Here is an 18647-nt window from a genome sequence, read left to right on the forward strand (position 1 = left end):
GGCAGATGCAGGCGGCGTGTCGCAGAATCTCCTCCTTTGCGGTCAGCCGACGGATGCTTCGTCGTCGCCGCGTGGGGCAGTCGCTTTGTAGAAGACAGAACTCGAAGACGGCCCCGACCTGAGGAAACCTACAGAACGGATGCCGCGCACGGCATACTTCTTTGTCGCCGTCTCACGCACTATTTCCGCCGCGTTCGAGCCGCGCCTAACGTAGGGGCACAGCAGGCAACGACAGCACCGCGTGAAAGAGAAGGACCGACGATGGTTGATACCGCACAGCGCCCCGCCCCCCGTTCCCCCCAGAAGTCCGCAGCGGCATCCGCTACGTCAGAAACAGAAAAGACGGCCGCCACCCCCACGACCACCGCCGTCGACCCGAGCGTCAACACCGGTCCGATCAAGATCGCCGGCGACCCGACCGCGCCCCGTGTCGACCTCGAGCAGCTCGGCCGTGCACTTCTCGGCACCTGGGCCGACGTGCGCCTCGCCGCCCGCAAACTCACCGCACAGCCCGAGCTGCAGCGCATCGAAGGTCAGTCGATGGCCGAGCACCGCGCCCGAGTGCGCGAACAGATGCAGATCCTTGCTGACAACGGACACGTACTCCGCGCATTCCCCACTTCCTTGGGCGGTCACGACGACCACGGCGGAAACATCGCCGGCTTCGAAGAGCTCGTCACCGCCGACCCGAGCCTGCAGATCAAGGGCGGCGTGCAGTGGGGCCTGTTCGGCGCCGCCGTGCTGCACCTCGGCACGCAGAAGCACCACGACGCGCTTCTGCCCGACATCATGAGCCTCAAGGTGCCGGGCGCCTTCGCGATGACCGAGATCGGTCACGGGTCGGATGTCGCGAGCATCGGCACGACCGCCACCTACGATCCAGAGACCGAAGAGTTCGTCATTCACACCCCGTTCAAGGCGGCGTGGAAAGAGTACCTCGGCAACGCCGCGAACGATGGAATCGCCGCCGTTGTCTTCGCGCAACTGATCACCCAGGGCGTCAACCATGGAGTGCACGCGTTCTACACGCCCATCCGCGATGAGAACGGCGACTTCCTGCCCGGCATCGGCGGAGAAGACGACGGACTCAAGGGCGGCTTGAACGGCATCGACAACGGGCGGCTGCACTTCACGAATGTGCGCATTCCGCGTGAGAACCTCCTCAACCGCTACGGCGACGTTGCGTTCGACGGCACATACACAAGCTCCATCGGCAGCCCCGGCCGGCGATTCTTCACCATGCTCGGCACGCTCGTGCAGGGCCGGGTGTCGCTCGACGGCTCGGCGGTCGCCGCATCCGCTCTCGGCCTCACCATTGCCATCACCTACGCCGGTCAGCGCCGCCAGTTCACGGCTGGCAGCGACACCGACGAAGAGGTCATCCTCGACTACCAGCGGCACCAGCGCCGACTGCTGCCGCGCCTGGCCACCACCTATGCGGCCACGTTCGCGCACGACGAGTTTCTGGTGAAGTTCGACGAGGTGTTCAGCGGCAAGGCCGACACCGACGACGACCGGCAAGACCTCGAGACCCTGGCCGCCGCCCTCAAACCGCTGTCGACCTGGCACGCGCTCGACACCCTGCAAGAGGCCCGCGAAGCCTGCGGCGGTGCCGGTTTCATCGCCGCGAACCGCCTGGTCGGGCTGCGCGCCGACCTCGACGTCTACGCCACGTTCGAGGGCGACAACAACGTGCTGCTGCAACTCGTCGCCAAGCGTCTGCTCACCGACTACAGCAAGCAATTCGCCAAAGCGGATGCCGGCGCCCTCGCCCGCTATGTCGTCAAGACCGCCGCTGACCGCGCCTACAACGGCACCGGTCTGCACCGTCTCACCCAGAATGTCGTCGACCTCGGCTCGACGGCCCGCTCCGTCGGCGCCCTGCGCGAGACGGCACTGCAACGTGAGCTGCTGACCGACCGCGTCGAGAGCATGATCGCGACCGCGGCCGGTGTGCTGCGCCCCGCGAGCAAGCTGCCGAAGAAGCAGGCCGCCGACCTGTTCAACTCCCAACAGAATGAGCTGATCGAGGCAGCGCGCGCCCACGGCGAGCTGTTGCAGTGGGAGGCCTTCACGCGCGCGGTCGACTCGACGACGGATGCCGGCACGAAGCAGGTTCTGACCTGGTTGCGCGACCTGTTCGGGCTCGGCCTGATCGAGAAGCACCTCTCCTGGTACCTGATCAACGGGCGCCTCTCGGCGCAGCGGGCGGCGGCAATCACCGCGTACATCGACCGCCTGATCGCCCGCATCCGCCCGCACGCTCAGGATCTTGTCGACGCGTTCGGCTACACGCAGGACCACCTGCGCGCCCCGATCTCAAGCGGTGCAGAGGCCGAGCGTCAAGCGGAGGCTCGCGCCTACTACCGCGACCAGCGCGCATCCGGCACTGCGCCGATCGACGAGAAGGCAACGAAAAAGCACAAGTAGTGCGTGTGGTGGTCGAGGAGCGCGCGAGCACGCGTCTATGAGGTGTATGACGTTTCGTTGATCGAGGAGCAGCCGACGAAGGAGGCCGCGTCTCGAGATCTCGCGAGCCAATCCTTGGACTTGGGTTGCGTTTGAACGTCGGCTCGCCTGGTCTCGAGACGCATGCTCCTGCGTCGCGTGCTCCTCGACCAACGAAATGGAGCCGCTCAGGGCATCCGTCTCATACCTAGGTATGACACGAGCACGCGCACAAACCTCCTTGCGGGCGATGTGCAGCACCATCCTTCATCCGTAACGTCAGTAGTGGGGTCGGCCTCAGGCTTCGACTTGGGTTGAGGAGGCCCGCCAGGGCCGTCTCGAAACCGGGCCCCACCACAACTTACAAACGCGAAGGACGACGGATGATTCAGGCACAGTCCCTGACCAAACGCTACGGAACCAAGACGGCAGTCGACAGCGTCGACTTCACCGTGCAGCCGGGCAAGGTGACAGGATTTCTCGGCCCGAACGGCGCCGGAAAATCAACGACCATGCGCATGATCGTCGGTCTCGACCGGCCGAGCGCCGGCCAGGTCACCGTCAACGGCAAGCTCTACCGCGAACACAGCGCCCCGCTGCGCGAAGTGGGAGTTCTGCTCGACGCCAAGGCCGTGCACACCGGGCGTACCGCCTACAACCACCTGCTGGCCATGGGTGCCACCCACGGCATCGGTGCCGGCCGGGTGAAAGAGGTCATCGAACTGACCGGCCTCGAATCCGTCGCCCGCAAACGCGTCGGCGGCTTCTCACTCGGCATGGGCCAGCGTCTCGGCATCGCCGCTGCACTGCTCGGCGACCCGGCCACCCTCATCCTCGACGAGCCCGTCAACGGCCTCGATCCAGAGGGCGTGCAGTGGGTGCGCCACCTGGTGCGCCGCCTTGCCGCCGAGGGACGCACCGTGTTGCTCTCCTCACACTTGATGAGCGAGATGGCTCTCACCGCCGATCACCTGATCGTGCTCGGGCGCGGCCGTGTGATCGCCGATGCCCCTGTCGACTCGATCATCGCCGCCGCGACGCGCAGCACGGTGCGGGTGCGCAGCCCGCACTCCGCCCACTTGGCGACGCTTCTCGCGCAGCCTGACGTCACTGTGACGAACATCGAACAGGATGTCCTCGAGATCGTCGGTGTCTCAGCGCCCGAGATCGGCGAGGCCGCGACGCGTGCCGGCATCGTGCTGCACGAACTCACGCCGCTGTCCGCCTCTCTCGAAGAGGCCTACATGACCCTCACCCAGAACGAGGTGGAGTACCGCACCGGCGGGCCCGCCGACACGATCACCGCCAACTCGGCCGACACCGCGGAGGCGGCACGATGACCACCACATTCTCTTCCCCCGGTTCGGTTCCGTACGTCTCTCGCACCACCTTTGTGCCGACGGGCTCCGGGCTCAGCGCAGCCGGCATCATCCGCTCAGAGTGGATCAAACTGCGGAGCCTGCGCTCGACGGCCTGGTCGTTTGCACTGATGGTGCTGGTCTCGCTCGGCATGGCGACGATCATGTCGTTGTCGCTTGATCTGCAGGGCGGCGGCGGCGCGCTGTCCTCCTCTGAGCAGGCAAGCTACCTGGCGCAGGCATCGACGTTCGGCGTCTTCTTCGGTCAGCTGATCGCCGCCGTGCTCGGTGTGCTCGTGATCAGTGGCGAGTACTCGACCGGGATGATCAAGTCCACCTTGACCGCCGCGCCGCGCCGTCTCTCGGCGCTCTGGGCCAAGGCTGCGGTGCTGTTCGTGTCGACCTTTGTCGTCGGAGCCGTCGCGACCATCGGATCGTTCCTGATCGCGTCGCCGATCCTGGCCGGCCAGGACCTGCACGCGAGCCTGTTCGACCCCGACGTGATCTCCGCGCTGCTCGGCGGGGCGCTCTACCTCGCCTTCGTCTCGGTCTTCGCCCTGGCCATCGGAGCGATCCTGCGCAGCAGCGCGGGCGGCATCGCCGCAGCTCTCGGCATCATCCTGCTGCTGCCGATCGTGCTGCAGATGATTCCGGCCGAGTGGGCGGGCGACCTACTGCCGTACCTGATCTCGAACGCGGGAATGGGAATGTTCGGCCTGACGATGGGCGCGGTTTCCCTGGAGTGGTGGCAGAACCTGCTGATCGTTCTCGGTTGGCTGGCCGCCAGCCTCGCCGCGGCCGCGGTGCTGCTGAAGCGCCGCGACGCGTAGCGTCCGCGCGTCGATCACACGACGCGCCGCACAGGGCGTGGCACACCCGCTCCGGCGGATGCGCCACGCCTGTCCGCCGTGCGGATGGGCATCTGCCCGAACGTCGCTCCCGCCTCCAACCCGTAGAGTCCAACCATGACCGAACAGCGCTCCACCCCCGTGCGACCGTCGTCGCACGGGGGTGACCTGCGCCTGCCGACGCCGCCGGGCGTGATCCGCCAGTTCTGGGCGCGGCATCCGTGGTGGGCCGACTCGATCGTCGCCGGGGTCTATCTGGTGCCAATGCTGATTGCGCTGCTTTTTGAAGCGACGGGGGCGGCGGGCGCCATGCCGACTCCCCGAGCGGCTCCGCAGATTCTCATCACACTGGTTGTCGTCGTGGCGACGGGCGGTGCGTTGCTCTTTCGTCGGCATGCACCATTCATTGTGCTCGGAGTGACCTGGTTGGGGCTTCTTCTCGCCCTTCCCGATTTCGGTCAGGGCGACAGCACCCTTCCCGTTTCGATCGCTCTCTATGCGGTCGCGGTCTATCGCAGCGTGCGTGCGGCCTGGATCGGGTTGGCGATTTCCGCCGTCGTCGGCACGGTCGGGGCATTGCTGCACAGCAGCACGCTCGGCGAATTCTGGCTAAATATCGGCGTGCAGTACGCGCTCGTCATGCTCGCGGTCACCCTCGTCGGCATCAATATCGGCAACCGCAGACGCTATGTCGCGGCCATCATCGACCGGGCGGCACAGCTCGCTCGCGAACGCGACCAGCAGTCGCAGCTTGCCCGCATCTCCGAACGGTCGCGCATCGCCCGCGAAATGCATGACATCGTCGCGCATAGCCTGTCGGTGATCGTGGCACTCGCCGACGGGGCCGATGCCATCGCCGACAAAGACCCGGCGCGGTCGCGTGAGGCGATGCGCCAGGTTGCGGCGACGGGCCGCGGCTCCCTGGTCGAGATGCGGCGCCTGCTCGGAGTGTTGGCCGATAACCCAGAAACGGATGCCGCCCCCGGTTCGGTTGCACCGCTCGGCGACGCGGGGCGGGCGAGCGCAGACCTGTCAGCCGCCGCATCATCGGGGGCGCGGGTCTCAGCCGCCGACCAGCCATCGGCCGTGCAGTCCCTGCCGCCGCTTGAGCCGCAACCGGGTATCGGCCAGTTGGCCGACCTCATCGAGTCGTTCAGATCGGCCGGGCTGCCGACCCGGTTAGAGATGTCGGGGCAGATGCCGGCGAATCCCGGCATCCAACTGACCATCTATCGAATCGTGCAGGAGTCGCTGACCAATGCGTTGCGGTACTCGTTGCATCCGACGCTGGTGACAGTGCGGGTCAGCTCGCTGCCCGGGCGACTCGAGGTCGTCGTGTCAGACGACGGTCGGCCCAGGCCGGCAACCCCCTCGCAGGGCTCTGGCCGGGGCATCGTCGGAATGCGGGAACGGGTGGCGCTTTATGGCGGCACGCTCGACGCCGGACGGTCGCCGGGTGGTGGCTGGCGGGTGCGCGCAGCCATGAGCATCGACGACGTGAGCATTGACGACGTGAGCATTGACGACGTGAGCATTGACGACGTGAGCATCGACGAAGAGAGTAAGAAATGACGCAAACCCGAATCATGCTGGTCGACGATCAAGCGCTTCTGCGCGTGGGATTTGGCATGGTGCTCGAGGCCGAAGACGACTTCGTCGTCGTGGCCGAGGCCGGCGATGGCGCCGAGGCGATCACGAAAGCCGCTCAGACACGTCCAGACGTGATTTTGATGGATGTGCGGATGCCCGGCGTCGACGGCATCGAGGCGACTCGTCGCATCACCGCCGCACAGCCGGAGAGCCGCGTGATCGTGCTCACGACCTTCGACCTCGACGAGTACGCGTTCGGAGCCCTGCGTGCAGGGGCGAGCGGATTTCTGTTGAAAGATGCGAAGCCGAGCGAGCTGGTGGCTGCGATCCGTGCCGTCGCGTCCGGCGATGCCGCAGTCTCGCCGCGCGTGACCAGACGCATGCTTGAACTCTTCGGTTCGAAGCTTCCCTCCGCGCTTCCGACGCCTGACGCCGATCGGCTCGCGATGCTCACCGACCGCGAGCGCGAGGTGTTCACCGCCATCGCAGAAGGGTTGTCGAATCAGGAGCTGGCCACTCGCTTCTTTCTGTCAGAGTCGACGGTGAAAACCCATGTCGGCCGCATCCTGGCCAAGCTCGAGCTGCGCGACCGGGTGCAGGCCGTGATTCTCGCCTACGAGCTCGGACTCCGGAGCCACTGAGCGGCACGCCCCATCGCCCACGAGGCATTGCCCAATAGGCTCGAAGCATGCGCGACTTCTACCCTGAAATCGAACCCTACGAAACCGGCTTCCTAGAGGTCGGCGACGGCCACTCCATCTACTGGGAGGCGTCGGGAAATCCGGAGGGCAAGCCGGCCGTCTACTTGCACGGCGGCCCGGGTGGCGGGTCGAGCGCCAACCAGCGCCGCGTGTTCGATCCCGAGAAGTACCGCATCATTCTCTTCGACCAGCGCGGCTGCGGGCAGAGCACTCCGCATGCCAGTGCAGCGGATGCCGACCTGACCACCAACACCACCTGGCATCTCGTCGCCGACATCGAGAAACTGCGCGAGCACCTCGGCATCGACACCTGGCTGGTCTGTGGCGGCTCGTGGGGCAGCACGCTGGCGCTCGCCTACGCGCAGACCTTTCCCGACCACGTCAGCGAGATTCTGCTGCGCGGCATCTTCACGCTGCGTCAGGTCGAGCTCGACTGGTTCTACGAGGGTGGTGCCGCCGCCGTCTTCCCTGATCTCTGGGAGGGTTTCGTCGACCCGGTTCCTCTCGCGGAGCGCGGCCACCTCATCGATGCGTACAGCCGACTGCTCCATGACGCCGACGCCGATGTGCGCGAGCGTGCCGGGATCGCCTGGTCGACCTGGGAGTCCTCGACGATCACCCTCTTGCAGCAGCCCGCCACGATTGCCAAGTTCACAGAGCCGGCGTTCGCCGTCGCGTTCGCGCGCATCGAAAACCACTTTTTTCAGAACAACGGGTGGTTCGAGCCGAACCAGTTGATTCGGGATGCCCCGCTCCTGAAGAACATCCCTGCGGTCATCGTGCAGGGGCGCTATGACATGTGCACCCCCGCATTCACCGCCTGGGATCTGCATCGGGCGTGGCCGGAAGCCGAGTTTCTGATGATTCCGGATGCCGGTCACGCGTTCGATGAGCCCGGCATCCTCGATGCGCTGGTCACTGCCACCGACCGTTTCGCCCCGTAATTCGGCCGCTGCGACGACACCAGAAGTGGGGGTGTGTCGTTATCCCGTGAAATCGCCCTATACATCGTAAACTTGTAAATTTAAAAGCCGATGCACTCAGTCGGTTCTGTTAGCGTGCCTGAGACCTATTCGTACTTAGTCGCTGGATACCCGAATCCGGCCACAACGAAAACAGAATTGGATAATCGCTTTATGGCCCGCAAGGTGCGCCTACACACTCATCCGAAAGCACATCCGCCCAAGCGTCGAGCCGCAGCACTGTCGATCGGTGGTCTCGCCCTTGCGGTTCTCGCGACGTCGATCGGTCTTCCGGCTCTCGCGGCGACGGCCGCCCCGAACACGACGTCCACTCTCAGCGCTTCAGCGGCCACGTTCACAACGACGCGAGCTCCGCAGACTCCGCAGGCCGACAAGCCCTATCTGAGCGCGACCAGTGGTGCAGACAAGACGTTCATTAAGTTCGACACCTCCAAGATCGGCGCGGGAAAGACAGTCGTCTCGGCCTCGATCGAGTTGAAGGTGGCGACGACTGCGGCGACCAGCGGAGGGGTTCAGGTCTATCCGACGACCTCAACGTGGACCGCTGCAACGCTGACCGACAAGAATCGTCCGAAGCACGTCGACACTCAGCTGGCCAAGAGCCTTGTGCGTCCTGTCGCCGGCAAGACGATCTCGGTGCCGCTCTCGAGCATGAAGTCGATTTCAACTACTGCCGCGACGTCATTTGAACTGACCTACTCGCAGGCCTATGTCGGAACGACGTTTGTCGGAAAGGGTGCCTCAGCACCGAAGTTGACGCTGGTGCTGGCCGACTCCGGCTCGACGCCGGTTGCCCCTGTGCCCACCCCGACGCCGACTGCGTCGACGAAGCCCCCGGTGACGCCGACGCCCACGCCGACTCCGTCACCGACGAAACCGGCCGTGACTCCGGCTCCGTCGCCCACCCCGACGGCGACTCCGGCCCCGACTCCGCCGACGAACTCGACGGATCTGTCGTTCGCAGTTGCCGGATCGAACACCTCCGCCAAGAAGGTGTTTGCCCACTACTTCCCGCCGTACCCCGTCTCGATCGACAACAAGACTCCTGACACGGACTACTACGCCAAGAACTACCTGACTGCTCAGGGCGAGGGCGGAATCCACGCTGCCTACGGTGGTCTGCTTCGCGATCGTCCGGCTGGCCGTGCACCGGTCGCCGGCGACTGGAAGCTTGCCGACATGAAGTCTGAAGTGACTGAGGCGTCGGATGCGGGTATCGACGGGTTCACCGTCGACATCATGAGCTTTTCAGGGCTCAACTGGGAACGCACCGTTGCCCTCATGCAGGGTGCAGCCCAGTCCGGACGCAACTTCACCGTTGTGCCGAACCTCGACATGACGGCCAGTGCCGGCAAGGCCGACATCCCGACGATCGCCGCCAAGCTCGCCGAGCTGTACAAGTCCCCGGCCGCGTACAAGCTGTCGACCGGCGAGTATGTTCTCTCGTCGTTTGCTGCTGAGCGACAGACCGCCGCTTGGTGGAGCGAGTTGAAGAACGAGCTGGCCACGAAGTACGGCGTCAAGACGGCGTTCATCGCGGTGTTCCTGAACGCGAGCGACGCAAACATGAGCTCATTCGCCCCGATCAGCTACGCGCTGAGCAACTGGGGAACGCGCACGGCGACGACCATCAAGAACGGTCCGGACTACGCGGCGAAGGCTCACGCGCTTGGCTCCAAGTGGATGGCCCCCGTCGCGGTACAGGACGTCCGGCCGCGCAGCTACCTCTACGACGAGTCGAACAACACCGAGACCCTGCGCGCATCCTGGGATCGCGCGATCTCCGGCGGCGCTGAGTTCGTGCAGCTCGTCACCTGGAACGACTACTCAGAGGGCACCTCGTTCGCACCGTCCCAGGCGCACGGCGAGTCGTTCCTCGACATCAACGCGTACTACCTCAGCCAGTTCAAGACGGGTAAGGCGCCGGCAATCGGCGGCGACTCGATCTATCTGACGCACCGGATTCAGCCGTTCGCGGCGAAGCCGAGCACCGCGCAGACGTTGATGGCGCCCACCTTGAGCGGCACATCGACTCAGCCGCGGGACACCGTCGAGGTTCTCACCTTCCTGAAGTCGGCAGCGACGGTCACCGTCACCATTGGCGGCAAGCCGACCTCGTTCGACGCTCCGGCCGGTGTCGGGACGAAGACCTTCCCGCTCGCACTGGGATCAATCTCCGCCAGTGCGGCACGCAGCGGAACGACGATCGCCTCGGTGAAGTCACCGTTCGCCGTCGTGGCAAATCCCGTTGTGCAGGATCTGCAGTACTACGCGGCAAGCAGCAGAGCCAACAAGTAGCTCACGCTGATCAGAAACCCCGCCTCGTTCGTCCACGACGAAGGAGGCGGGGTTTCTTCGTGGGTTGCTTCGAAAAGCCGGTCATCCACGGGCGAGGAGCCAGATTCAGGATGGTGCCGAGCACCGTCGTTCCCGCCGAGTTAAGAATCTCAATCGACTTGCGCAGTTCCCTCACCTTGACGCGGCCAGACCCGACGACCAGAATCGCGCCGCCGAACTCGCCGACCAAGATCGCCGCATCCGTGACCGGGAGCAGCGGCGGGCAGTCGATGATGACCACTTCGAACCGCTGTCTGAGCTCGTCGAGAATCTGGCGCGTGCGCGGAGAGGCCAGGAGTTCGCTGGGGTTCGGCGGGATGTCGCCCGAGAGCAGCACGCGAAGACCGTTCGGTCCCCACGCCTGGATCGCGTCGTCAAGGGCTGACTCCCGCGCCAGCACTTCGGTCAGACCGACTGTCTCGTCGAGGTCGAAGTAGTCGCCCAACGCCGGGTGTCGCAGGTCGGCCTCGACCACGCAGACGGATGTCCCAGAGGCGGCGAGTGATGCCGCGAGGTTGGCCGAAACCACGCTCTTGCCCTCGCCGGGAATCGACGATGTCACGACAAAGACCTTGTGCGGTTCACCGGCCTGAAGAAACCGCAGCTTCGTGCGAATCTGCCTGAACTCCTCGGCCTGAAGCGAATGTGGTCGCGATTCTGTGACCAGCGGGCTCTTCGCCGACCCGCGATCGTAGTCAATCGACCCGAGCATGCTCAGATCGGCGATCTGCTTGATCTGGTCGACAGAGCGGATTCTGGCGCTCACCAGCTCAGGAATCACGACGCACGCGATTCCCAGCACCAAGCCGCCGAGCAAGCCGAGGAGGATGGCAATCCGGGAGTTCGGGGCGGAGGGGATGGAGGGGACCGTTGCATTCTGAATCGCCTCCAGGCGCACCGGGCTCGTGCCATCCGTTCGTTTCGGAACCAGCCTCACGACCGTGTTCACCAGGCTTGTCGCCACGGCATTCGCGGTTGCGGCGGCACGGGACGGCGACGTGTCCGTCACGGCAATTGAGATGAGTGAGGTGTTCAGAGGAACGGATGCGGTGACTCTCTGGCTTAATTCCGCGGATGTCGTGTCGAGGCCGAGCGCGGTGATGACCGGATCGAGAACGATCTGCCGGGTCGCCACCACACTGTAATTTCGGGCCTGCTGCTGTGAGTAGTTGCTGCCCTGTGCCAGCTCGCTTGTGTTGTCGCTTCCGACGGTCGCCACGAACAGCTCAGTTTGTGCGGTGAATTCCGGCTTGGTCGTGAGCACGTAAGCCGACGCTGCGATGACTCCGAGCAGCGCGAAAGTGACAATGACAATCCAGCGCGAACGAACGAGGTTCCAAAAACCGCGTTGATCCACGAGATCGCCACCCTCCCACAACTCTCGTGAGGCCCGGACACTCCGGGGTCAATGCGAAGAGACTACCAACAGCCGATTCGATTGCTGCACTATACCTGACATAAATTCGACTCGTGTGTAATCATTGGCAGATGATGGCTCGGCGCCGAAATACTCGCACAGGGCGGTGGTCGCTGCTGGGGGTCATCCTGCTCGCGGTGGTGGCCGTTGGAATGGCGACTCTCGCGTTGCGACCGATGACCTCCCCGGATGCGTCGGCCCAGGCAGGCGGGTGGCCGACGATCGCCCCGGACAAGGTTGATCCGACCGCCGTTTTTCTCGGTGGTTCCAGCGCCGCCGGATCGGGCGCTGGCACCGCCAAGACCCGCTGGACGACACTGCTTGCAACAGCGAAAGGCTGGACCGAAGCGAACTTTGCCGGACAGGGGAATGACAGCTTGTTCGGCACGTCCGACACCAGCTGTGGGGGCAAGGGCTGTCTGAAGTACCAAGATCTTGTTGCGAAGACCGTGGCGCTGGATCCGTCGTTTGTGGTGGTCGCGGTCGGCCAATCAGAGAATGCAACAGACCCCGCAGTCATCGCCGCCACAATCTCGGCGTCGTTCACCGCGTTGCGGGTCGGACTTCCCAACGCCACCCTGATCGCGGTTGGACCCGCTGCCACCGCCTCACACGTCACGGAACGCATTCAGGCCGTCGACGCTGCGACGCGAACCGCGGCGACCAGCGCCGGCGCGACCTACATCAGTCTGCTCGAACCGAATGTGTTCGACGATTCGATGGTCGGTGCCGACGGGATCACGCCAAACGACGCCGGGCACGCCGCCATCGCGACCCGGATTGAGGCGGCGTTCTCCTAGTGGAGAGTGCCGGATCTGGCACCCTCGCCCCGACGGGTGAGACCACCGGCATGCTGCCCTTCCTCGGGTTCGCCGTGCTTGGGGGTCTGCTGTCCGGCGTCGTGCCCCTCCTGCTCATTCTGCAGGTTCCGGATGTCGGGCGCAGTGATGCGTGGATATTGACCGTGCTCCTCACCGTGTGGGCCGGACTGCGTTTGACGATGACGATCGTCGTCGGACGCCCGATGCTGTTCGACTTCTTCTTCTGGATGTTCACCTACGTTTTCATGGGGATTGCGCCGACCGTGCAGATCAGATCGGGGCTCATCTCCCGCACGACGCAGGGAATCGACGAGGGCCTCGATCTGCCGACGGCGGTGCTCGTCTGTGTCGGGGTCGTCTGTTACGAAATCGGCCGCTACCTGGCTCGCATTCGTGGCAATCGTCGAGCGGCCGATGCAACATCGCGCGGGCTCTCTGCCCGTGCGCCCGAAGAGTTGACCGTTGTCGATCCGCTGCGGACCGCACTTCTGCTGACCGCAGGGGTCGCCCTCAGCACGTACTTCATTGCGAAGATCGGGCTGGGATCGCTCTTCGGCAGCCGCGACCAGGCGTTTGCCGCCAGATCAGCCCAGTGGAGCGATCCGGCGATCCGCTCGATCATGTACTCGTTGGCGATCTACCCTCTTCTCGTCGGGATCGGGGCTCTCGCCCAGGTGCGCCGTTCCGCCGTGAAGGGCCGTGGCTGGTTCGCCATCCCGCTGATCGGTGCGACGCTGCTGCTCCTGACCGTTGTGAATCCGGTGAGCAGCGCTCGGTACAGTCTCGGCACCGTCATTTTCGCTCTCGCACTCTATGCGGGGGCTGCCCTCAACCCGACGCGGGTGCGCACGACCCTCGTCACGGCACTCGCCGGGCTGATCTTTCTGTTCCCCCTCGCCGATGCCTTTCGCAGGCCGGAGGTCAACCTCGCGCGCGACGGGTTCTTCGGCGAGTACAAGGGAAACCCCGACTACGACGCGTTCTGGCAGATCGCGAACGCATTCTCCTATTGGCTCGACGGCCTCGTCGAACCGGGGCGGCAGGCGCTCGGAAGTCTCCTGTTCTGGGTGCCGCGCAGCATCTGGCCAGACAAGCCGGTCGACACCGGCATCTTGCTGGCTCAATACCGGGGCTACAGTTTCGAGAATCTCTCGGCGCCGCTGTGGGCAGAGCTCCTGGTGAACGGGGGCGTCATCGCCCTGATCATCGGTTTCCTCGCCACGGGGTACTTCCTGCGGGTGATGGACGATCGGCTGCTCCCGGCATTTGCTGCCGCGGGCTATTGGGCGATTGTCGGTGCGATTTTTCCCGTGTACATGACGATCCTGCTGCGAGGATCACTGCTGCAGGCGACCGGCGCCGTCGCCGTGGCACTCCTCTGCCTCCTCGTCGTGCGAAAACACAACCGGCTGCCGGCCGCCGACGGTTTGGCTAGCTCCGATAGGCGTCTGTCAGAGCCGCCGCAATCGCCGGCATTCCGAACCGGTCGCGGCTGAGCGCCTCCCCGGCCTCGCCCATGCTGTGGGCACGACTCGGATCGCGCAGCAACGACGACACCGCGTCGGTCAGGGCATCGACGGTGTCGTCGACAACGAGCCCTGAGCCGGTCTCCTGCACGGCCGGCGCGAGCCCGCAGGTGTCGGTGATCACGACGGGGAGGCCGAGCGACATGGCTTCGAGCACAGACATCGGAAACGGTTCGTTGACCGAAGGCAGCACGTAGATGCTCGCGCGGGACATCCGTTCGCGCGTCAATTCCGGCGCGATCGGGCCCTCCCAGGCGATCTGCGGCCGCGTCGTTCCCGAGCCGGTGCCGGTGCCGATGCGATGAGTCACCGCCGCGCCTTCCCCCTCATTCGGGCCGACCAAGGTGAACGTCACGTCGGGAAAGGAAGCGGAGAGGCGTTGCGCCATCTCGACGAAGGCGAGCGGGCGTTTGCGGGGTGCCAGCCTGGCCAGAAAAAGTACCTCCGTCGCGTCGCCTCTGTCGGTCGACGCGAGACGGTCACTGGCGGGCACCCCATTCACCAGCTCACGCAGCCGCAGCTGCGCGCCGCCGACATCGATGAGATCCTGCCGTTCGCGGGCGGTGAGGTAGAAGACGGTGCGAGCGCCCGCGAGCACCCGGCGGGTGAGCATCGCGTCGAGCGGCCGCGCGAGCGGATGCGAGGAGCGATCGATCATCCCGTGGGTTTGGAGCACGTAGGGGATGCCGGCCTGTTGCAGCCAGCCGGCGAGGGGGAGCGTGATCAGATCTCTGGCGGCGTGCACGTGCACCACGTCGAAGCCGGAGGCAGCCTGCTTGATCCACCGTTGCAGGCCGGGAGTGGCCAACCCGGCAAAGCCGGTTCCCGGCACGATCGTTTTCGCCGCGAAGAGTTTGAGCGGCACACCGTCGGCCTCCCGCGGAAGCTGCCTTCCGAATCCGCGTGCCCCGCCGGCCACGACCACATCGTGTCCGTCGGAACGCAGCGCGGCCGCTTGGTTGAGCGCGACGCGCACCGGGCCGCCGTACTCGCCGTTCGGGCTGATGAGGGTGACGACCGAGAGCACGCGCATTTAGACAGGGTCTCGGTCGTGTGAACCAGACAGGCGCTCCGCGCGGGGCGCCCGAACATCCGAACGGGGTGCACGAACAAATGACCCGTCTGGCACGTCAGAGGTCACCAGTGACGTCGCGCCGATGACGCTGTTCTTGCCGATCCGGGTTCCGCGCAGAATCGTTGCTCTGGCGGCGATCCAAGCACCGTCGTCGATCACGATCGGGCCATTGTCGAACTCGAAAGTCGGCGAGTGCCGGTCGTGGCTTCCGGTGCAGAGCAAGACGCTCTGCGACACGCACACGTCGCTGCCGATCGTGACTGGCTCAAGGTTCAGCACCCAGACGTCCTCGCCGATCCAGGAGCGATCGCCGACGCTCAGCTTCCACGGCCAATGAATGCGCACCCGATGACGCAACACGACGTTGTCACCGATCGTTGCGCCGAACCAGCGAAGGATGGCGATGCGGAGCCTGACCGGGCACCACCAGCGCACCACGACGATGCCGGACACCAGCATCCACGCGACCTGCCAGAGCGGGCCCCGTCCCCGGTCGTACCCGCTGCCGACGAAGTTGCCCAGATTCCATCGCGGCGCACCCTCCTCCGGGAGGGGAATCTCCGGTTCGCTCGCTGGCATGCGGCTAGTGTACGCATCGGGCGAGGCGCCGACTAGAGTGCGCCTGGTTTTCGGGCGCCCGGCCGGCCGGTGCCGCCCGAAGCGGGAGGTCCCCTCCGCCAACCCGACGGCGGTGCTGCTAGTTTGTTCGCATGATTCGTCGTGGTACTGACAATTCGGCGCTCGGCAAGCGGTCGCGATGAACGCGAGTGCCACCTCCCCGCCTCCGCGGCGCCGGTTTCGCCGGGTCACCACCGGCCTGTCAAAAATCACCGGCTACGCGCTCTCGATGATTCTTCTCGCCGTCGTGTCGCTGATGGCGATCCCGTCGATGGTGACCGCCAGCGGGGCGGCAGCCTGGGGAATGATCGCTGCCGGGCAATCGATCGGCGGTGTCGCGGCGGTCATCATCGCCTACGGCTGGGGCATGTCGGGGCCGGCTGCAATCGCCAGGGCGGATGCGCCGGGTCGGCTGAGAGAGTACGCCGAGTCGGTCGTCTGCAAACTCCTGATCTGTCTACCGTTCGGTGCGGCAGCATTCGCCATCGCTTGGGCGGTCGGTCGTGACTACGCGCTGTTCGCCGCCTGCGGGGCGCTCTCCACCGCAAGCGTCGGGCTCACCGCCAACTGGTGGTTCGTCGGGCTTTCCCAGCCCTACCGTCTGCTCGTCTTCGAAACGGTTCCCCGCGTGGCCGGCACGTTCGTCGGCATCCTGCTGATGGAGGCGGGCGCCAGCGCGTTGGTGGGCGTGCTCTGGCAGTTGATCGGGATGCTCGCCGCGTTCGTCGTCTGCACCCTGTGGATTCTGCGACCCTGGCGGCTTCGGGCCCTGCGAAGAATCGAGCGCCGGCCCGTCGGCACAGTGCTCGCCGCCCAACGCAACGGATTGACCTCGACGGTGGTGTCGTCACTGTATGCGGCAACCCCGATCGTTCTGGTCTCCTTGATCGCGCCAGGCGTGCAGCCCGTCTACGCCGTCGTTGAGAAAGTGCAACGCCAGGTCATCGTCGGGCTCGGGCCGTTCGTCACGGTACTGCAGGGATGGATCCCGCGCGCCAGAGGCGCTGAGCTGCTGGTTCGCGTGAAGCGCGGAATGATTGCCGCCACGATCGGCGCGTCGATCCTGGGTATTCTGATGTTCGTCGCCGCCCAGGAGCTGGTGGCGTGGCTCGGGGGAGGCCTCATTCATCCCACCATCGTCACGCTGTTGCTGATGTCGGTGATCACCGCGGTCAGCCTGGTCGAATCCGTGGCGTCCAAGGCCGCCCTGTCCGCTCTCAACCGTCTGGACGTCGCCGCGAAGGCAACCAGCATCAGTGCGATCGTCGGGCTTCCACTGGTGGCACTGGGCGCACTCCTGGCCGGTGCGTCTGGCGCGCTCTCTGGTATCCTTGCCGGACTTTCGCTGCGGCTGCTCCTGGAGCTGCTCGGCATGCAGAAGGCGATGGCGCACTCCGAAGCACAATCACGCAGCGTTTCGATCGATCCGGAAGTCGAGGTGGGTGGCGCATGACTCGATTCACACACGTGTTACGGACTCTCGTCTGGACGTTGCCGGCGCATCCCGCGAAGAATGCCCTGCTCCGCTCCCTCGGCCATGACATCCACCCGACCGCACGTGCTCGGTCCGGGCTGGTGCTGCGGGTCACCGCGTTTCAGATGGGGCCGGGCAGCAGGATCGGGCGATTCAACCTGATCAAGAACCTGCGCCTCGTCTCGATCGGCGACCATTCCTCGGTGGGGCGACTCAACGTGATCTCCGCTCACCCGGTGTACCAGAAGCTCTACCCGGATGGCGCCGCGTTGATCGTCGGCGCACATTCGTTCATCACCAGCCGGCATCAGCTCGACTGCTCCGGTTCGGTCGTGCTCGGCAGCTTCTCGTGCATCGCCGGGCACGAGACGAAGATTCTCTCGCACAGCATCGATGTGCGGCGGGATGTGCAGGTGGCCCACCCGGTACGAATCGGCGATCGAAGCTTTGTGGGGGCCCGCTGTCTGCTGCTCGGCGGGGCGGTGCTGCCCGACCGGTCCGTTCTCGGGGCCGGGTCGGTGCTGACTCGAACGCGGCAGGAGCAGGAGCCGGGACTCTGGGCCGGCGTTCCCGCCACGCTGCGCGGTCCCATCGACGGTGACTGGTTCTCGCGCGCGGCCACCGGCACCAGTCGGGTCTACGTGCCGGCGACCGGAGAGACGATTGAGGATGCGATTTAGCGAACGCTCGAGAGGGTTCGGAACCATTTCACGAGCAGCATCAGCATGATGAGCGCATTCGCCGCGAACAGCAGGCTGTAGGTGACCAGAAACACGTCAGGCCAGCCCAGCACCACGAAGCTCACCGCCAGGATCCCGTAGTCGGCCGGGAGGAGCACCATCGACCGAATGGGCGACGGCTTGTCGTCGACGGGGCGCTCGGAACGCGCAGACCGGGTGAGCAACTCGGTGAGGAGGCCGCCGACGAAGGTGACGATGGCGACGAGCTGAAAGCCGATCGGAACCAGGTACCAGAGCGGGTCGACCGCCAGAAACCGAAACGCGACAACCAGCACCGCGGCATGAATCGCAACGATCTTGGCCGAGTCGACCACGTGGTCCGCCCACTCGCCGGCTGCTGATCCTCGCCCGGTCAACCGAGCCAGTTGGCCATCGGCGGAGTCGAGGGCGAAGCCGAGCATGAGAAGAAACGTGACGGTCACGGCGCGCGCGGGAGTCGGTGTGCCGCTCACGAGAATCGCGATCCCGACGCCGGTCACGAGCGCGGAGACCGCCGTCACCCCGTTCGGAGTCATCCGGAGTGTGTTGGCCGCCGCTGCAAGCATCCGCCCGGCCGGCCGATTGACGAAGCGGGAGTAGAGCGACACTCCTCGGCGTGACTTCTGCGCGCTCGAGAGTTCTGCGAGTGCCTGCGTGAACGAATTCATCGTGAACCAACCCTCAACCGGTGGAGCGCGCACTGCTCTGACGACAATGTTTCCGCTGATCGTA

At 65.4% G+C, this 18647-nt stretch carries 15 protein-coding genes; 11 read left to right on the forward strand and 4 right to left on the reverse strand.

The genetic code is table 11. The features are described from left to right. Positions 1–261: 261 nt before the first annotated feature. The 7 genes from ABD791_RS15570 to ABD791_RS15600 all read left to right on the forward strand — a co-directional run bounded on the left by ABD791_RS15570 (position 262) and on the right by ABD791_RS15600 (position 10226). Positions 262–2430 (forward strand): acyl-CoA dehydrogenase family protein, encoded by a 2169-nt coding sequence (locus tag ABD791_RS15570; RefSeq protein ID WP_345068380.1) that lies wholly within the window; start codon positions 262–264, stop codon positions 2428–2430. 401 nt (positions 2431–2831) lie between these two features. Beyond that, positions 2832–3788, forward strand: a complete 957-nt coding sequence (locus ABD791_RS15575) for an ABC transporter ATP-binding protein (RefSeq protein ID WP_345068381.1) — start codon at positions 2832–2834, stop codon at positions 3786–3788. Then, positions 3785–4636: an ABC transporter permease gene (locus tag ABD791_RS15580; protein WP_345068383.1), complete on the forward strand. Its 852-nt coding sequence runs from the start codon at positions 3785–3787 to the stop codon at positions 4634–4636. Before ABD791_RS15575 ends, ABD791_RS15580 begins: the two co-directional genes overlap by 4 nt. A 135-nt stretch (positions 4637–4771) precedes the next feature. Beyond that, positions 4772–6226, forward strand: coding sequence for a sensor histidine kinase (locus ABD791_RS15585; RefSeq protein WP_345068385.1), 1455 nt, complete (start codon positions 4772–4774; stop codon positions 6224–6226). Next, a complete protein-coding gene (locus ABD791_RS15590) occupies positions 6223–6885 on the forward strand; it encodes a response regulator (RefSeq protein WP_345068387.1) in 663 nt (220 codons plus the stop codon). Before ABD791_RS15585 ends, ABD791_RS15590 begins: the two co-directional genes overlap by 4 nt. 47 nt (positions 6886–6932) lie before the next feature. Continuing rightward, complete coding sequence (pip, locus tag ABD791_RS15595; protein WP_345068389.1) at positions 6933–7889, forward strand: prolyl aminopeptidase; 957 nt, start codon at positions 6933–6935, stop codon at positions 7887–7889. Between the two features lie 192 nt (positions 7890–8081). Then, positions 8082–10226, forward strand: a complete 2145-nt coding sequence (locus ABD791_RS15600) for a glycoside hydrolase family 71 protein (protein ID WP_345068391.1) — start codon at positions 8082–8084, stop codon at positions 10224–10226. A 10-nt stretch (positions 10227–10236) separates the two neighbouring features. On the opposite strand, the gene ABD791_RS15605 is transcribed toward ABD791_RS15600, so the two are convergent. Further along, positions 10237–11622 (reverse strand): tyrosine-protein kinase domain-containing protein, encoded by a 1386-nt coding sequence (locus ABD791_RS15605; protein WP_345068393.1) that lies wholly within the window; start codon positions 11620–11622, stop codon positions 10237–10239. A 131-nt stretch (positions 11623–11753) separates the two neighbouring features. Here ABD791_RS15605 and ABD791_RS15610 point away from each other — a divergent pair, with 131 nt between their 5' ends. Both ABD791_RS15610 and ABD791_RS15615 read left to right on the forward strand, forming a co-directional pair. Then, positions 11754–12482 (forward strand): GDSL-type esterase/lipase family protein, encoded by a 729-nt coding sequence (locus ABD791_RS15610; RefSeq protein ID WP_345068394.1) that lies wholly within the window; start codon positions 11754–11756, stop codon positions 12480–12482. Further along, the gene (locus ABD791_RS15615; RefSeq protein WP_345068396.1) at positions 12482–13999 is read left to right on the forward strand and encodes a hypothetical protein; all 1518 of its coding nucleotides are present in this window, start codon (positions 12482–12484) and stop codon (positions 13997–13999) included. Before ABD791_RS15610 ends, ABD791_RS15615 begins: the two co-directional genes overlap by 1 nt. Here ABD791_RS15615 and ABD791_RS15620 read toward each other — a convergent pair. Continuing rightward, positions 13935–15062: a glycosyltransferase gene (locus tag ABD791_RS15620; protein WP_345068398.1), complete on the reverse strand. Its 1128-nt coding sequence runs from the start codon at positions 15060–15062 to the stop codon at positions 13935–13937. The two genes, ABD791_RS15615 and ABD791_RS15620, sit on opposite strands and share 65 nt — an antisense overlap. Then, entirely contained in the window at positions 15063–15683 is a 621-nt protein-coding gene (locus ABD791_RS15625) for a DapH/DapD/GlmU-related protein (RefSeq protein ID WP_345068400.1), read from the reverse strand. A 178-nt stretch (positions 15684–15861) separates the two neighbouring features. Between ABD791_RS15625 and ABD791_RS15630 the strand changes: the two genes are divergently transcribed. Beyond that, positions 15862–17175 carry a polysaccharide biosynthesis protein gene (locus ABD791_RS15630; RefSeq protein ID WP_345068402.1) on the forward strand — a complete coding sequence of 438 codons (1314 nt, stop codon included), beginning with the start codon at positions 15862–15864 and terminating at the stop codon, positions 17173–17175. Between the two features lie 14 nt (positions 17176–17189). Next, entirely contained in the window at positions 17190–17876 is a 687-nt protein-coding gene (locus ABD791_RS15635) for an acyltransferase (RefSeq protein WP_345068404.1), read from the forward strand. Here ABD791_RS15635 and ABD791_RS15640 read toward each other — a convergent pair. Further along, positions 17873–18583, reverse strand: a complete 711-nt coding sequence (locus ABD791_RS15640; protein WP_345068406.1) for a CDP-alcohol phosphatidyltransferase family protein — start codon at positions 18581–18583, stop codon at positions 17873–17875. The two genes, ABD791_RS15635 and ABD791_RS15640, sit on opposite strands and share 4 nt — an antisense overlap. Positions 18584–18647 lie beyond the last annotated feature (64 nt).

The sequence above is a fragment of the Glaciibacter kafniensis genome, assembly GCF_039538945.1.
Taxonomy (GTDB): domain Bacteria; phylum Actinomycetota; class Actinomycetes; order Actinomycetales; family Microbacteriaceae; genus Cryobacterium; species Cryobacterium kafniensis.

Excerpts from the sequence above, each read along its gene's own strand:
- ABD791_RS15580 (WP_345068383.1), top strand. The coding sequence starts at position 3,785 with ATGACCACCACATTCTCTTCCCCCGGTTCGGTTCCGTACGTCTCTCGC.
- pip (WP_345068389.1), top strand. The coding sequence starts at position 6,933 with ATGCGCGACTTCTACCCTGAAATCGAACCCTACGAAACCGGCTTCCTA.
- ABD791_RS15610 (WP_345068394.1), top strand. The coding sequence starts at position 11,754 with ATGATGGCTCGGCGCCGAAATACTCGCACAGGGCGGTGGTCGCTGCTG.
- ABD791_RS15570 (WP_345068380.1), top strand. The coding sequence starts at position 262 with ATGGTTGATACCGCACAGCGCCCCGCCCCCCGTTCCCCCCAGAAGTCC.
- ABD791_RS15600 (WP_345068391.1), top strand. The coding sequence starts at position 8,082 with ATGGCCCGCAAGGTGCGCCTACACACTCATCCGAAAGCACATCCGCCC.
- ABD791_RS15585 (WP_345068385.1), top strand. The coding sequence starts at position 4,772 with ATGACCGAACAGCGCTCCACCCCCGTGCGACCGTCGTCGCACGGGGGT.
- ABD791_RS15625 (WP_345068400.1), bottom strand. The coding sequence starts at position 15,683 with ATGCCAGCGAGCGAACCGGAGATTCCCCTCCCGGAGGAGGGTGCGCCG.
- ABD791_RS15640 (WP_345068406.1), bottom strand. The coding sequence starts at position 18,583 with ATGAATTCGTTCACGCAGGCACTCGCAGAACTCTCGAGCGCGCAGAAG.
- ABD791_RS15575 (WP_345068381.1), top strand. The coding sequence starts at position 2,832 with ATGATTCAGGCACAGTCCCTGACCAAACGCTACGGAACCAAGACGGCA.
- ABD791_RS15590 (WP_345068387.1), top strand. The coding sequence starts at position 6,223 with ATGACGCAAACCCGAATCATGCTGGTCGACGATCAAGCGCTTCTGCGC.
- ABD791_RS15620 (WP_345068398.1), bottom strand. The coding sequence starts at position 15,062 with ATGCGCGTGCTCTCGGTCGTCACCCTCATCAGCCCGAACGGCGAGTAC.
- ABD791_RS15630 (WP_345068402.1), top strand. The coding sequence starts at position 15,862 with ATGAACGCGAGTGCCACCTCCCCGCCTCCGCGGCGCCGGTTTCGCCGG.